The organism is Enterobacteriaceae endosymbiont of Plateumaris pusilla (assembly GCF_012562765.1).
GTDB lineage: Bacteria > Pseudomonadota > Gammaproteobacteria > Enterobacterales > Enterobacteriaceae.
On record NZ_CP046226.1, the window covers coordinates 255,760 to 273,475 of the forward strand.

The following is a 17,716-nucleotide window of genomic DNA, read 5'->3' on the forward strand; positions in this document are numbered from 1 at the left end:
AATTATATGATTATATAAATATATTAATTTTAATTAAAAATTAAATAACACTATTAAATTAATACTTTTATATAAATATAAAAGTATTTTAAATATTATTTTTATATTGAATAACTGGTTCAGATAAATTGTTAATGACTCTACTATTAATTATTACTTTTTTTATATTATTAAACGAAGGTAGATCATACATTATATTTAATAATTTTTTTTCTATTACAGACCTTAATCCTCGAGCTCCAATATTTAATAATATTGCTTTTTTTGCAATTGCTTGAATAGCATCATTTGTAAATTTTAATTTTATATTTTCATATTCAAATAAAGCTTTATATTGTTTAATTAAAGCATTTTTAGGTTCTAATAAAATTTTTATTAATCCATGAATATCTATTTTTTCTAATGAAACAATAATTGGTAATCTTCCTATAAATTCTGGAATTAAACCAAACTTAATTAAATCATTAGAATTAACCTTAAGAAAAGATCTTAATTTATCTTTTTTATCATTATTATTTTTTGTTTTTATATTAAAACCAATTTTATTAGAGATATTTAATCTATTAGAAATAATTTTATCTAATCCATAAAATGATCCAGCACAAATAAATAATATATCTTTTGTATCTACTTGAATAAATTCCTGTTCTGGATGTTTTCTACCTCCTTTTGGAGGTACTGAAGATATTGTGCCTTCAATTAGTTTTAATAAAGCTTGTTGTACTCCTTCACCAGAAACATCTCTGGTTATAGAAAGATTTTCTGATTTTTTTGATATTTTATCAATTTCATCAATATATATTATTCCTTTTTGTGCTTTTATTATATCATAATTAGCTTTTTGTAATAATTTTTGAATAATATTTTCTACATCTTCACCAACATATCCTGCTTCTGTTAAAGTAGTTGCATCAGTTATAACAAAAGGAACATCTAAAAATTTTGCTAATGTTTTAGCTAAAAGAGTTTTACCACATCCAGTAGGACCTAGTAATAAAATATTACTTTTCTCTAATTCTATATTTTTATTATTACTATATAATCTTTTATAATGATTATAAACTGCTACTGCAAGTGTTTTTTTTGCTATTACTTGATTTATCACATAATTATCTAAATAATTAAAAATTTCATGAGGTGTAGGTAATTTTTTATTATGTAAGTAAATATTATTTGTTTGATTATAAAATTCTTCTTTAATTATATTATTACATAAAGAAATACATCTATCACAAATATAAACTGAATTACCAGATATTAGTTTGTTAACTTCATTTTGATATTTTCCACAAAAAGAACAACATAAAATATTACTTGATTTCTCTTTGTTATTTATCATTAAAAACCTCATTTATAAATAAATAATATAAATTTTATTTTCTATTATAGATAATATTATCTATTAAACCATATTTTACTGCTTCTTCAGCTGATAAAAATCTATCTCTATCAGTATCTTTTTCAATAATATCAATTGTTTGACCAGTATGAAATGACATTAATCTATTTATATGTTTTTTAATTCTTAAAATTTCTTGAGTATGAATTTCAATATCAGTTGCTTGTCCTTGATAACTACCTATGGGTTGATGTATCATCATTCTTGAATTTGGAAGACAAAACCTTTTATTTTTTTTTCCAGATGAAAGTAAAAAAGCAGCCATTGAACATGCTTGTCCTATACATATAGTACTAATATCTGGTTTAACAAATTGCATTGTGTCATATATGGACATACCTGATGTTATTATACCTCCTGGACTATTTATATAAATATAAATATCTTTTTCTGAATTTTCTGACTCTAAAAATAATATTTGAGCAACTATTAAATTTGCCATATTATCTTCAATATTTCCTATAAGAAAAATAATTCTTTCTTTTAATAATCTAGAAAAAATATCATAAGATCTTTCACCTCTAGGTGTTTGCTCAATAACCATAGGAATCATATTTAATTTATTTTGTTCATATAACATCATTATTAATCCTTTATTTAAATATCATATTTTACTATAAGATAATTATATACATTTCATTTAATAGTTATATAGATTTATATAATATTTCTTTTATAAAGATAAAAATTAATTTTAAAAATTTATACTTAAATATTCATTTTTTATATCTTTATAACTATATTTTATTTTATTTATTAACATTTTTTCTAAAATAGTTTGAATTGCTTGATATTCTAAGATAGAATTATACAATTTTTGCATTAATTTTTGATCTGTTAGATAATATTTTATAATTTTTTTAAGTTGAGATTCATTATAATAATTAATAAAAGAAGATAATTCTTCATGGATAAAATTTATTACTAAAGTTTGATTAAATTGAATTTTGAATTCATTAATAATTTTATTTATTAAAATTTTTATTAAAGTATATTTTTTAGCTTTATCATATAAATCTTTTGAATTTATTTTTTTAAATTTATTTTTATTTTTTTTATAAATTTTATTAATAGAATTAAATTCTGAATTAATTAATAATAATGGTAATTTTATATTTTTATGTAAATTAATTAAAATATTCATTACTTTATATTTAATAATATAACGGATCATTTTATTTGTTTTAAATTGTAATTGATTTTTAATCATGTTATATAAATCTTTAAAAGTAAAACTATTAATATAGTTTGAATTAATTATATTTGTTTTACTAACAAATATAATTTTATATTTTTCTACTTTTTTAATTAATATTGAAAAAATTTGTTGAGTTCCAATTAATTTTTTATTAGGATAATAATTAGAAATTAATATTTTAATATCAAATTTATCTCCATTTTTTTTTCCAATAATTTTTTTTTCTAAATCAGGTATTATTTTCCATTTATTAGATAAGATTAATTTAATATTACTAAATATCTTATTCATTTTATTATTTATATAAATAAATACATCAATAGTAACTCTATCTGATAAATGAGCTATTTTATTTTTTTTATCTAAACATACAATATTTTTATTATAAAATTTATAAATATAATGATTAATATCATCATCACTAATTTTTACTATAGGTACATCAATTTTTATATTATCAAACTTTAATAAATTAAATTCAGGATAACTTTGAAATATAACAGTAAATATAAAATCTTTACCTCTTTCATATTTATGAAAATTATATTTAGGTAATCCTATTATATTAATTTTTTTAGATTTAATTTTTTGAAAAAAAATTTTTTCCATTAAATTATTCAATACATCTAATTGTACTGATTTTATATAAAAATTTTTAATAATATTTAAAGGAGCTTTACCTTTACGAAATCCTTTAATTATTTTATTTTTTGATATAAATGTTAATTTTTCCTGAATCTTATTTTCTATATTAATACTATTAAGTTTAAGAATAATTTTATGATTTATATTTTGTAATTCTAAATTGTACATAGGCTTATAACCTTGTGTATTATTATCATAATAATTATTATTAAGAATAAATAACCTGAAATTCTTAATTAGTTATTATATAATAACTAGTAAATAAGTATATTATAATTTTTTCCATTCTTTAATTGTATAAGTATGTAATGATAATGCATGAATATCATTTATTAATTCATTAGTTAAAGCATTATATATAGATCTATGACGAGTAATAAAATCTTGATTAATAAAATTATCACTTACTATTATAATATTTAAATGATATTTAAAAGATTTAATAACATTATGTACATGATTACTACTATCAATTTTTAAATATACAGGATTAAATATAGTTTTTAATTTATTTTTTATTTTAATTTGTAACATAATTTTTACTCTATTTATTTAAATATAATTTATTTTAAAAATAACTAATATTTTTATTAAAAATATTAGTCAATAAACAAATAATTTATATAAAAAAATTATAAAAAATCATATTTTAAAATATATTTATATAAATTTATTATTTAATATTTTTTATCTGAGATATAACAAATTTAATTATAGTAGAATTTCCAGCTAATATATTTTGTGAATATTTATAATTATAATTTCCTAAAAAATCAGTTATTAATCCTCCCGATTCTTTTATCATTAGTTCTCCTGCAAGAAATTTATTAAAATTAATTATATCATTACTTATATAACAATTAATTTTATTGGAAGCTAAATATGCTAAATCTAAAGCTAAAGAACCACTAATACGAAAAGAAATTGAATTTTTTATAAATAATTTAATTAAATTTATATTTATATTTTTATCTAATATAAAATTTTCATTTATAGCAAATAATAAATTTTTATTATTTAAATAATTATTACAACGTAATCTATATCCATTTAATTGTGCATCTTGTCCCCTAATAGCTGTAAATAAATCATTTTTTAATGGATCATATATTAATGATATTTCTGTTTTATTTTTTATACAAATAGCTATAGAAATTGAAAAATGAGGTATTTTTTTTATAAAATTTATAATTCCATCTAAAGGATTTAGAATCCATTGAGTTTTATTATATTTAAAAATAAATAATCCTTTTGTATTCAAAACAATAATTTTTTTTGAATATATACTTAAAAAACTTTGTAAAATAATATTTTTAATATTCTTATTTATTTTTTCTATAAAAATATTAATATTTATTTCTTTATTAAAAATATTTGTTGTTTGTGTTTCATAATTTTTAATAATAAAATCACCAATTATACGAATTATACGTATAGCAACATTAAGCATTGGACGCATATATTTTCTCATTAATTATATATAAATTAATAATTTATTTAATTTTTATTAAAAATAAATAATTTAATATTATAAAAATTAGTTATAATATAATAATATATTGTAATTTTATTTAAAAGATATTATAAAATATCTTTTATTATTAATAATAATAATTAAATTTATGTTAAAACTTACTAGTAAAGCAGAAAAATATCTTTATTATTTATTATCTTTTAAAAAAACAAAACAAATAAGAATTAAAATTGTTAATGATCAAAAAAATTCTTTAAAAGGAAATGTTTATTTTTGTGATAAAAAAAAAATAAAGGATACTGATCTTGAAATTAAATTTAAAAATTTTTCTATATTTATTGAAAAAAACAATTCCCAGTTATTACAAACAGCAAAAATAGATTTAATTAATGATAATTTAAATAAAAAATTAATATTTACAATAACACAAAATAATATAAATAAGAATAATAAGAATTTAATTTCTTTAAAAGAAAAAATAAATTTATTTTTAAAAGAAAAAATTAATCCTAATTTATTAAACCATGGAGGATATGTAATAGTAAAAAAAATAACTCAAGATTATTTAGTCATGTTAGAATTTTATGGTGGTTGTAAAGGTTGTTCTATGATTAATAATACTTTTAAAAATTGGATTGAAAAAGAATTATTAAGTAATTTTATTGAATTAAATGGAGTATTTGATATTACAAAACATGATATTAATCAATTTTCTTTTTATTAAAAATATTAAAATATTTACTAAAAAATATATATTTTAAATATAATTTTTATAATAATTTTATTATTTTAAATAATTTTATATAAATATAACTTAAAGCTATATATTTTAATATAATTATATTATAAATATAATTTATTATTGTTAAAATTAAAATATTTAGCTTTTTTTATTTAAATCAATTAAAATATATAAAAAGAGGAATAAATATGTCAGTAATAGTTCCAGAAAAATTACCTGCTATTAATTTTTTAAAAAAAGAAAATATAAATTTATTAACAAAACCTAAAAATTATAAAAAAATATCTGTATCTAAAAGAATTATTATTTTAAATCTTATGTTTAAAAAAATAGATACAGAAAACCAAATCATTAGATTATTATCTAATTCTCATTTATTAATAGATTTATCTTTATTAAGTATAAATGATTGTCAATCTAAAAACATAAATTCAATAAAACATATAAAAAAATTTTATTTTACTTTTGAAGAAATTTATAATGAATATTTTGATGGATTAATTATTACTGGTGCTCCTTTAGGATTAATTAATTTTTCTGAAATTAGATATTGGAAAAAATTTATTCAAATAATAAAATGGGCACAAAATCATGTACATTCTATTTTATCAATATGTTGGTCAGTACAAGCAATATTAAATATATTATATGATATGCCTAAAAAAATTAATAAATTTAAATTATCAGGAATATTTAAACATAAAATTTTAATTAAAAATAGTTTTTTAACAAAAGGATTTGATGATTATTTTTTTGTTCCACATTCAAGATATGCTAATTTTTCTACAGATATAATAAAAAAATATACAGACTTAAATATTTTATCTGATTCTGAAAAAGCAGGAGCTTATATTTTAATGAGTAAAAATAAAAAATATATTTTTATAACTGGTCATCCAGAATATGATGCTTGTACTATAGCAAAAGAATATATGTATGATTATAATATCAATTTAAAACCTTCAATTCCATTTAATTACTTTCCTAATAATGATGTTTCATTAATTCCTAAAGTTAACTGGAGATGTCATGGAAATTTACTATTTTCTAATTGGTTACATTATTTTGTTTGTTAATATAATTTTATTAAAACTATTAACAAATATTTAAAACTTTTTTAAACAGGATAAAGTTAATGTTAGCTAGTAAATATTTGTTTTTTACATCAAAAATTACAATACCAAATAATAAAATAAATAGTTATTATTTAATGATAAAATCGGGAATGATTAGGCAATTATCTTCAGGAATATATACGTGGTTGCCAACAGGTTTAAGAGTACTTAAAAATTTTAAAAAAATAATACGTAATGAAATGAATAATATAAATTTTTTTGAAATTCTAATGCCTATAATACAACCTAATAGTATATGGGAAACAAGTGGTCGTATTCATGATTATGGACATGAATTATTTAAGATAATAGATCGTAATAAAAGAAATTTTTTTTTAGGACCTACTCATGAAGAAGTTATTACTTTTTTAATTAAACATGAAATAAAATCTTATAAAAATTTACCTTTAAATTTGTATCAAATTCAAGTAAAATTTAGAGATGAAATTAGACCACGTTTAGGTGTAGTACGTTCTAAAGAATTTTTAATGAAAGATGGATATTCTTTTCATATTAATGAAAAATCTTTAAAAGAAACATATAATGTTATATTAAATACTTATAAAAAAATTTTTGATTTAATTAAACTAAAATATTATGTTGTAGAAGGTGATAATAGTCTTATAGGTGGAAAAATATCTCATGAATTTCATGTATTATCTAATAATGGGGAAGATTCTATTGCATTATCAAAATCTGGATATGCGTATAATACTGAATTAGCAAAATTTTTTATTCCTGTAAATTTTAATAACAATAAAAATATTTTTTTAAAAAAACAATTATTATCAATTAATAAATCAATAAGCTTTGAATATATTGCTAAAAAATTTAATTCATCAACTAATAATATAATTAAAACTATTATAATTAAAACTATAGAAAAAAAAAATCCTCTAATTGCGTTATTAATTAGAAGTGATTATCAAATAAATACTAGTAAAATAGAAAAACTAAATAAAAATATACTAAAACCATTAAATATATTATCTGAAAAAGAAATAATTAATATTTTTAAAGTTAATAGTTATTCTTTAGGTCCTATAAATTTAAATATTCCAATAATTGCAGATTATTCCATAATGACTATGAATAATTTTATTATAGGTTCAAATATTCAAAATAAATATTATATTAATATTAATTGGAAAAGAGATTTACCCATACCAGAAAAAATTCAAGATATTAGAAAAATATGTAATAGAGATTTTACTCCTGATAATAAACATCCAATAATAATTAATAAAAGTATTGAAATAGCTCATATATTTCAACTTGGTACAAAATATTCTAATTTAATGAATAATTATATACCAAATATAAAAGGAGAAAAAATTCCTTTACATATGGGATGTTATGGTATTGGTATTTCTCGTATAATTGCAGCTTTTATAGAACAAAATCATGATATTCATGGTATATATTGGCCTTATTCTCTTGCTCCATTTAAAGTAGCAATAATACCAATTAATATGTATAAATATAGTTTAATTAAAAAAGTATGTTTTGATATTTATCAAAAATTTAATTCTATAGGAATAGAAGTAATTTTAGATGATAGAAAAGAACATCCGGGAGTAATGTTTACAGATATAGATCTTATTGGAATACCGCATATTATTATTATTAATAATAACAATATTATTAATAATAATGTTGAATATAAATTTAGACAATCAGGAGAACATAATATAATATCTGTTAATTCAATTATTGATTTTATTTTAAATAAAGAAAAATTAAATTAAAAAATTTTTATCCCAAAAAATAAACGTTTCTTCTTTATTATTAACTCCTTCTAGAGTAATTAAATTATTTTTTAATTCTGCAATAAATATTTCATTGTAAAATAATAATGGAATATTTTCTCTTTCCCATTCAGGAATACCAAGTTTTTTCCATATATCATGTATATTAATTTTTTTTTTAATATTATTAGAAAAAAAATATTTACCATAAATATAAAACTTTATATAAACTATTTCTTTCTCTTTAGGTTTTCTTATTTTAATAGCATTATTCTGATATTTATTTAAAAAAAATAATTTACCTAAATTATTAGGCAGTATTAATGGAAATAAAATATTCCATTTATAAATATTATTTTTTAAAGAAAAAAAATTTTTTATACAATATAAGTTAAAATTATATTTTCTAATTTGATAATTTCCTATTTTTAAATAGGATTTAAATTTTGATTTAGAACAAATAATATCTTTCCATATTATGGATAATATTTTTCTAGAGGGCATTTTACATTGATTAAATTCAATCCATTTTCTAATTATAGCATTTCTTTTTACAATACTATATTTATATAAAGGAATAAAAGATAAACTATTATCATATTGTATTAATTCATTCATAATAGAACTTAATAATTCTGTTATAAGTTCTTCTTGTTCACGACAAATAGAAGAAGTTTTTAATACAGATTTTTTAAAATAAGGCCATCTATAATTTATTTGAGGTAATATTATATTACGTAAAAAATTACGATCATATTTATTATTTAAATTACTTTGATCTTCTATCCAAGTTAAATTATTATTTATTGCATAATTTAATAATTCTTTACGATTTATATTTAATAAAGGACGAAATAACCGTAATTTATTTATAATATTTATTTGAGGTATACCTGATAATCCTTTTGGTCCACTACCTCTTTTTAAAAATAATAAAATTGTTTCATATTGATCATCTAAATGGTGAGCTGTTAATATAATTTCTTCTTTTTCAATAAAATTACTAAATATTTTATATCTTTCTATACGTGCTTTTTCTTCAATATTTCCTTTTTTATTATCTAAAATTATATTTTTACATATAAATGGTATATTCCATTTTTGACATTGTAAAAAACATATTTTTGACCATTTTTTTGAGTAATAATTTAAATTATGATTAACATGAATAGCTCTTAATTTTATACAAGGATATTTTTTACGTAATTTCATTAAATTATATAATAAAACTGTAGAATCTAATCCTCCACTATATGCTATTAATATTTTTTTATATTTATATAAAATTAGTTGTATTTTTTTTTTTAATATCATCTTTTATATGTAATTTTTATTAATATTTAATTATATATTTATTTGTTAAAATTATAATTTAATTTTAAATCATTTTTTCCTAATATATATTTTAATTTAGTTAATAAAATATCATTAATTAATACTTTATATATTTGATTATGATATATTTCAATCTTATTATTTTTATAATAAAAATATATAGGAATTCCTTTTATGTTATTATTTTCAAATAAAAAATTTTTTAATTTTTTTAAAAATTTTTTATTTAAAAATAATCTGTTTTCTTGAATAATAATTGATATACTAAATATATATTTTTTACGAAATGTTTCAATATCTATTATATTGATTCCTTTAAACTTAAATTTTTTCATAAAATTATCAAAAAAAATTAATCCTTTTATAATAAGAATATTATTTAATTTTATTAAATGAAAAAATTTATTAAAAAGATCTAATGTTATATTTACTTCTATAATTTTTGTATAATCATCAATGTTAAAAGCTATTATTTTTTTTTTATTATTATTAATAATGTAATGTATATTACTAATAATACCTGCTATTTTTAATATAAAAATATGTTTTTTAAAATAAAATGGTATATCTTTTATATAATTAATATTAAAAAAATATTTGATTTCTTTAAAATATTCAGAAAAAGGATGACCAGACAAATAAAATCCTAAAGTATTTTTTTCTTTTAAAAGTTTTTCTTTTTTTGACCAAATTAAATTTATATCGTTTAAAATATTTTGATCTTTATCAATTAATTTAAACATATCTATTTGACCAGTTTTTTTTATATTTAAATATTGTTGAGATATTTTTATAGTATCATCTAATTTATTATATAAAATACCTCTGTTTTGTTTAAAACAATCCATTGCACCAGAAGTTATTAATTTTTTTATAACACGTTTATTTATTTTTTTAAAATTTGTATTTATACATAAATCCATTATTGATTTATAAGGACCATGTTTTTTTCTAATATTTAGAATATGATCTATTTGATTTTTTCCTATTCCTTTAATTGCTCCAAAACCGTATACAATATTTCCTATTTTATTTACATGGAATTCATATATACTAGTATTAATATTTGGTGGTAATAAGTTTATTTTAATATTCCAACATTCTTTTACTAAATTAATAATTTTTTCTGTATTATCCATTTCAGATGTTAATACTGCAGCCATAAATTCTGCTGGATAATATACTTTTAACCAAAGAGTTTGATATGATATCAATGCATATCCTACAGAATGAGATTTATTAAATCCATAAGCAGCAAAATTTTCTAAAAAATCAAAAATTTTCATTGATAAAGTAGTATCAATATTAAGTTTTTTTGATCCCTGTAAAAAATAAGATCTTTGTTTAAACATTTCTTTATGTTGTTTTTTACTAATTACTCTACGTAAAACATCAGCTTTTCCTAAACTATATCCAGCAAGAATTTGAGCTATTTTCATAACTTGTTCTTGATATAAAATAATACCATATGTAGATTTTAATATTGGTTTTAATTTATCATGCTGCCATTTTATATCTGGATAAGAAATAATTTCTTTACCATGTTTTCTATCAATAAAATTATCAACCATCCCTGATTGTAATGGTCCTGGACGAAAAAGAGCTAATAAAGAAATAATATCTTCAAAATTATCTGGTTTTAATCTTTTTATTAAATCTTTAATACCTTTAGATTCTAATTGAAATATTGCAGTTGTGTTAGCTTTTTTTAAATAAGAATAAATTTTTTTATCATTTAAATTAATAGAATTAATATTAATTAAAATTTTATTTTCTTGTATATTTTTTTGATTAATAATTTTTAATGCATGATCAATAACAGTTAATGTTCTTAATCCTAAAAAATCAAATTTAACTAATCCAATATCTTCTATATCATCTTTATCAAATTGAGTAACTATATTTTCACCTTTACTATCACAATATATAGGAGTAAATTTTGTTATTTTGGAAGGAGATATAACAACACCACCAGCATGTTTACCAACATTACGAATAGTACCTTCTAATTTTAAAGAAGTATCAACTAAATTTTTTACATTATTATCTAATTTATATAAATTAGATAATTTTTTATTTATAATAAAAGCTTTTTTTAAATTAATACCAACATCTAAAGGAATTAATTTTGAAATACGATTAACAAAATCATAAGGATATCCTAACACTCTTCCAACATCTCTAATTACTGCTTTAGCTGTCATAGTACCAAATGTTATTATTTGAGATACTTTTTCATAACCATATATATTTTTTACATGTTCAATAACTAGATCTCTTTTTTCCATACAAAAATCAATATCAAAATCAGGTAAAGATATCCTTTCAGGATTAAGAAATCTTTCAAAAATTAAATTAAATTGTATAGGATCTATATTAGTAATATATAAACAATAAGCAACTAATGATCCAGCTCCTGAACCTCTAGCTGGTCCAATAGGTATATTATTATCTTTAGACCATTGTACAAATTCCATAACTATAAGAAAATAACTAGGATAATTCATTTTATTAATAATATCTAATTCTTTTAATAGTCTTTTTTTATATTTATTTTTTTTATAATTTCTTATTTTAATATCAGGAAATAAAATTTTTAAACGTTTTTTTAAACCAATTTTTGATTGTGTAATAAGTAAATCTTGATTATTTATATGATTATTAAATATAGGTAAAAAATATTTTCCTAATGTCAAAATAACATTGCATCTTTTAGATATTTCTATACTATTTTCCAATGATTCAGGAATATCATAAAATAATTTAGACATTTCTTCTGCACTTTTAAAAAATTGTTCAGAACTATAATTAGACTTTTTTTTAAATTGATTTAAAGTACATCCCTTATTAATAGATACACGAATTTCATGAGCAAGAAAATCTTTTTTATTTAAAAAACAAACTTCATTTGTTGCAACAACTGGTAAATTAAAATCACTAGCTATATTTAAAGCTAAATATATATATATTTCTTCATTAATACGATTAGTACGAGTTAATTCTAAATAAAAATTATTAGGAAAATATTTTTTATAAAAACTAATAATTTTTTTAACTAAAAAAATATTTTTATTTAATATATTTTTTCCTATATCTCCTTGAACTCCACCTGATAATATAATTAATCCTTTATTATATTTTTTTAATATATTATATGTTATAAAAGGTCCAATAAAATTATTATAACCACTTTTATAAGCATCAGAAATTAATAATTTTAAATTATTATAACCAATATTATTTTGTGCTAAAATAATTATTTTAGTAAAATAATTATTTGAATTAATACAATTTTTTATTATAAATTCAGATCCAATAATTGCTTTAATACCTAAATTATGAGATTTTTTATAAAATTTTATTACACCAAATATATTAGTAATATCAGTAATTGCTATTGCAGGCATATTAAATTCAAATGTTTTTTTAATTAAATGTTCAATTTTTGCTAATCCATCTTTCATAGAATAATCACTATGAACATGTAAATGAATAAATTTTTTATATTTCATTTTTGTAAAAATTTTAATTAATATTTTTTTAAAATTTAATTATATATTTAATGCTAAATAACTTTAGCATTAAATATAATATTAATTAAATTTTACTATTTAATTGGAAGTTTATCTTGAGCTAAAACTTCATTGGTTATATCTTTGATATTCTTTATATAAAGAACAAAAGTAGAATCAAAAACTATATTAAAATGCTCTTTTTTTGCAATTATGTTTATTAATTTTTGAATATGATTAAGTATAATATTACGTGCTTCAATTTGTTTTTTATTATTTTCTTTTTTAAAATTTTCTGTTTTAATTATTAAAATATTTTTAAGTTTTTCTATATCTTTTTCTAATTTTATTTTTTCAGAAGGTATCATAGATATACCTTGATCTTGTATCATTCTTATTTTTGAATTTAATTCATTTTGTAATTTCTGAATTTTAATTAATTGAGGATTTAAATCATTTTCTAATTTTTTAACAAAAAATTTTTTTAAAGGTATTTGTTCAAAAATTTTTGCAACATTTACTACTGCGATTTTATTATTACAACAAAAAGTTTGAGTACTTAATATTGTTAAAAACAATCCTATAAAAATTTTAAAAAAAAATTTCATGTTTTTTTTCCTTCTATGATATATAAATTTTATTTAAATCAAACTTAAAATAAGTTATTCTTGAATTTTACCTATATTAAATTGAAATTGTTCAACTTGATCTTGATCATATTTAATTAAAGGATATGCGTAAGAAAAAACTATTGTTCCAAAAGGAGAATACCATTTAAAAGCAATACCTACAGAAGACCTCATATTAGTTAATATATTAGTTTTAGAAATTTTATATAATTTCATTAAATAATTATCTTTTAATAAAGTATCCCAAATATTTCCAATATCTAAAAAAATAGATGTACGTATATTTTTTTTAAATTTTTCCTTTATAAAAGGAATAGGAACAATTAATTCAGTACTAAAATTAGCTATCGTATTCCCTCCAATATAATCATTAGATGTACATATTATATGTTTATTAGTACAAAAATATTTAGATGAATTATAATATAATGCTTTTGGACCTATATAATTTATTTTAAAACCACGTAATGTTTCTGCTCCACCTAAAAAAAAATTTTTATTGAAAGGAAAATTTCCATTTTTAAAACCATTACCATATCCAATATTGCTTTTTAATAAAAAGATTAATTTTGAAAAATTATTTAAATTATTATTTTTCATAATTGAGTATAAAGGAATATATGTTGAATTACTCATATTTATTTTATAATAATAATTTTTGGATATTGGAAGATTAAAACTTGTATTTATGATACTAATATTTCCTTTTGTTGGTAAAAATTTATCATTTAAAGTATTAAAAATAAATAAATTTTTTAAATTTAAACTATTTATAATATAATGATTAGAATTATTTAAATTAAAATTATAACCTATTTTTCTTAAAAAATTCCAAATAGATATTTGAGGTTTTACATCTAAAAAATTATTAATATTATATTCAAGATTATTTTGTATTTTTAAATTTTTACTAACAGGATAATTTAATATTCCAGAAATACCTCTACTTTTATTTATAAGATTTGAATTTTGTATTTTAAAATTATTAAAAAATAACTTTGTACCTAAATTAATATTTTTATTTAAAAAATATGAATTCATTAAAGAAAATTCAAAATAAGTTTGTAATGAATCTGTATTAACTTTTACATTAATATTATTTCCTGTTCCAAGAAAATTATCTTCTCCTATATCTGATTGTAATGAAAATCCATTATTACTACCATAACCAAAATGAATGTTTAAAACACCACTATCACGTTCATCAACCTTAAATATTAAATCTATTGTATGTTTTATATCATTATTTTTTTTTAAAAAAACTTCTATATTTTCAAAATAACCTAATAAATTTAAATTTTTTTTAGTTTTTTGAATTAAACTACTATCAAACCAAGTATTTTCCATTTGGATAGTTTCATTACGTAATATATTATCTTTTGTTAAAGAATTTCCTATATATTCTATTTTTCTTATAAAATATTTTTTACCTGTATGTATATTAAATATTATTTTTACAGAATTATTATTTATATTAAATTTATTTAAAATTTGAACACGAGGATATAAAAATCCATATTTTCCTAAAATATTAATAATTTTATTTTTAGTCTGTGTAATTTTATTATTATTATATAAATCTCCTGATTTAATTTTTGTTATATTTTTTATTTTATCTAATAATTCTTTTTTATCAATATTATATATTACTTTATCAAATTTAAATTTTTTATTTTCATTAATTTTATAAGTAATGTATATATTTTTTTTATTATTTGAAAAATTATGAGTAATTAATTTTATTTTAAAAAGAGCAAATCCTTTATTTAAATAAAATTTTTTTAAATTTTCTATATCATTATTAATATAGTCTATATAATAATTATTATTTAAAAAAAAATTTATAAAAGATCTTTTAGAATTCCATTTTAAATAATACAATAAATATTCTTTAGTATAAGAATTATTTCCTAAAATATTTATTTGTTTAATTTTTGATATTTGTCCTTCATGTAACAAAAATTTAATAGCAACATAATTATGAGGTTGTCTAATAATTTTAATTATTACTTGAGAATTAAACATTCCATTATTTAAATAAATATTTTCTATCTGTTTTTTTATAAAAAATAATGCTGGATAATCAATAATTATTCCTTTATTTACTCCAATATTATTAATAATATTTTGTAAAATATTACTTTTAATAAATTTATTACCATTAAAAATAATATTAGAAATTACAGGTTTTTCTAATATTTTAATTACTATATTATTTTTCTCTCTAAATACATATATGTTTTCAAACATACCAATATCAAATAATGTATGTATTAATCTAGTTAAATCTTTATTAGTAATATAATCTCCTATTTTTATAGGTAAATTTTGAGTTATACTATTTGTTTTAAATTTATCCAATCCAAATATTATAATTTTATTTATGCAAAAAATATTTTTTTTATTAGAATCTATAGATGTACAATTGATATTAGTACTAATAATTAATATTACACATAAAATAAAAAATTTAATTTGTTTAATTTTTAATAAATATTTTTTTTTATAATTGTGAAAAATCATTGATTAAAGCTATCCCCATTATTAAAAATAAAAATACTAAACTAATATTATATATTAATTTTTGTGTTTTTTCTGATAATTTATGACCTGTTATTTTAGTATATAATAAAAAAGATATTTGACCACCATCTAATATAGGAATAGGTAATAAATTTATTATACCAAGATTAATACTAATTAAAGCTAAAAATATAAAATAATATAAACAACTATTTTGAGCTAATATTCCAGCATTACGTGCTATAGAAATAGGTCCATTAATATTATTAAAATTTATATTACTATGATGAAATAAATTTAAAATAATGATTAACATTAATTTTATTAATGTATAAGTTTTATTAATTGCTTTAATAAAAGATTGAAAAATATTATATTTATATGTTATTAATGATGTATTATTTTTAATGTTAATTATTTTTGGAATTAATCCTATAAATCCAATTTTTATATCTTTTAAATATTCTGTTTCAGGAATAATAATCAAATTTATACTTTTTTTATTTCTTTCTATAGTTAGAAAAATAGATTTATTAATATTATTAGAAATAATTTTTTGAAAATTATACCAATTTGTAAAATTTTTTCCTTGTATTTTTATTATTTTATCTCCTACATTTAATTTTGCTTTTTCTGCAGGTGATTTACTAATAATTTTAGTAATAACAGGATAAATTATGAATCCTTTTGGTAAAATACCTAAACTTGATATTAAATTATTTTTACTATTTTTAATAAATTCTTTTTTGAGAATTATTTTTTTTTTTGATAAAATATTTGAATTTATATTACTTACTTCTAAATTAATAAAACTATTATTTATATTTTGCATTAATATCATATTAACAGTATCCCAATCAGGAGTTTTTATTCCATTAATTGTTTTTATTTCTGTATTAGGAGTTAAACCAGAAATATCTGCTAATGAAGAATAATAAATTTCATTAATAATAGGTTTATTAGCAGGAAAACCTATAAAAAAAATACCCCAATAAATTAATGTTGCGAATATTAAATTTGATATAGGTCCTGAAAGTATAATTAAAAATTTTTTTATAAAAGATAAATTATTAAAAAATAATAACTTATATTTATTTATATATTTTGTTTTATCAGTTGTAATTTGATGTTTATCAGGCATTTTTACATAACCACCTAAAGGTATTAATCTAATTACAAAATTAGTTCCATATTTATCACAATATTGTAATATTTTGTTCCCAAAACCAATAGAAAAACATTCAATATATATATTAAAACAACGTGCAACATAAAAATGTCCAAATTCATGTACCATTATTAATGTACTTAAAGTTATAATAAATATTACTATATCCCAAATAACATTAAACAAAATATTAACTCCTCTAAATTATTTTAATTATCATATAAATTA

General features: G+C 17.3%; 13 protein-coding genes. 3 read left to right on the forward strand and 10 right to left on the reverse strand.

The genetic code is table 11. From position 1 onward, the window contains the following. Positions 1–88: 88 nt before the first annotated feature. The 5 genes from clpX to GJT83_RS01165 form a co-directional block, all read right to left on the reverse strand. Entirely contained in the window at positions 89–1,339 is a 1,251-nt protein-coding gene (gene clpX, locus GJT83_RS01145) for an ATP-dependent Clp protease ATP-binding subunit ClpX (RefSeq protein WP_246208750.1), read from the reverse strand. Between the two features lie 34 nt (positions 1,340–1,373). Beyond that, on the reverse strand, positions 1,374–1,979 hold the full coding sequence (gene clpP / locus GJT83_RS01150) for an ATP-dependent Clp endopeptidase proteolytic subunit ClpP (protein WP_281348856.1): 606 nt from the start codon (positions 1,977–1,979) through the stop codon (positions 1,374–1,376). A 114-nt stretch (positions 1,980–2,093) separates the two neighbouring features. Further along, positions 2,094–3,410 carry a trigger factor gene (tig, locus tag GJT83_RS01155; protein ID WP_168892627.1) on the reverse strand — a complete coding sequence of 439 codons (1,317 nt, stop codon included), beginning with the start codon at positions 3,408–3,410 and terminating at the stop codon, positions 2,094–2,096. Between the two features lie 102 nt (positions 3,411–3,512). Beyond that, positions 3,513–3,776 carry a BolA/IbaG family iron-sulfur metabolism protein gene (locus GJT83_RS01160; RefSeq protein ID WP_168892628.1) on the reverse strand — a complete coding sequence of 88 codons (264 nt, stop codon included), beginning with the start codon at positions 3,774–3,776 and terminating at the stop codon, positions 3,513–3,515. A 139-nt stretch (positions 3,777–3,915) separates the two neighbouring features. After that, a complete protein-coding gene (locus tag GJT83_RS01165) occupies positions 3,916–4,713 on the reverse strand; it encodes an inositol monophosphatase family protein (protein ID WP_168892629.1) in 798 nt (265 codons plus the stop codon). Positions 4,714–4,864: 151 nt separating this feature from the next. Between GJT83_RS01165 and GJT83_RS01170 the strand changes: the two genes are divergently transcribed. The 3 genes from GJT83_RS01170 to GJT83_RS01180 all read left to right on the forward strand — a co-directional run bounded on the left by GJT83_RS01170 (position 4,865) and on the right by GJT83_RS01180 (position 8,321). Next, positions 4,865–5,440, forward strand: a complete 576-nt coding sequence (locus GJT83_RS01170) for a NifU family protein (RefSeq protein WP_168892630.1) — start codon at positions 4,865–4,867, stop codon at positions 5,438–5,440. A gap of 206 nt (positions 5,441–5,646) precedes the next feature. Continuing rightward, positions 5,647–6,534, forward strand: a complete 888-nt coding sequence (locus GJT83_RS01175; RefSeq protein WP_168892631.1) for a homoserine O-succinyltransferase — start codon at positions 5,647–5,649, stop codon at positions 6,532–6,534. Between the two features lie 59 nt (positions 6,535–6,593). Next, positions 6,594–8,321, forward strand: coding sequence for a proline--tRNA ligase (locus tag GJT83_RS01180; protein WP_168892632.1), 1,728 nt, complete (start codon positions 6,594–6,596; stop codon positions 8,319–8,321). On the opposite strand, the gene tilS is transcribed toward GJT83_RS01180, so the two are convergent. From tilS to rseP, 5 genes are all read right to left on the reverse strand, one after another. Beyond that, complete coding sequence (gene tilS / locus GJT83_RS01185; protein ID WP_168892633.1) at positions 8,313–9,635, reverse strand: tRNA lysidine(34) synthetase TilS; 1,323 nt, start codon at positions 9,633–9,635, stop codon at positions 8,313–8,315. The genes GJT83_RS01180 and tilS overlap by 9 nt on opposite strands. A 38-nt stretch (positions 9,636–9,673) precedes the next feature. Continuing rightward, positions 9,674–13,168, reverse strand: coding sequence for a DNA polymerase III subunit alpha (dnaE, locus tag GJT83_RS01190; protein ID WP_168892634.1), 3,495 nt, complete (start codon positions 13,166–13,168; stop codon positions 9,674–9,676). A gap of 95 nt (positions 13,169–13,263) precedes the next feature. Next, entirely contained in the window at positions 13,264–13,776 is a 513-nt protein-coding gene (locus tag GJT83_RS01195; RefSeq protein ID WP_168892635.1) for an OmpH family outer membrane protein, read from the reverse strand. Between the two features lie 54 nt (positions 13,777–13,830). Beyond that, positions 13,831–16,320, reverse strand: a complete 2,490-nt coding sequence (gene bamA / locus GJT83_RS01200; protein ID WP_168892636.1) for an outer membrane protein assembly factor BamA — start codon at positions 16,318–16,320, stop codon at positions 13,831–13,833. Beyond that, positions 16,301–17,674: an RIP metalloprotease RseP gene (gene rseP, locus GJT83_RS01205; protein ID WP_168892637.1), complete on the reverse strand. Its 1,374-nt coding sequence runs from the start codon at positions 17,672–17,674 to the stop codon at positions 16,301–16,303. The genes bamA and rseP overlap by 20 nt, the downstream gene beginning before the upstream one ends. Between the last annotated feature and the right edge of the window lie 42 nt (positions 17,675–17,716).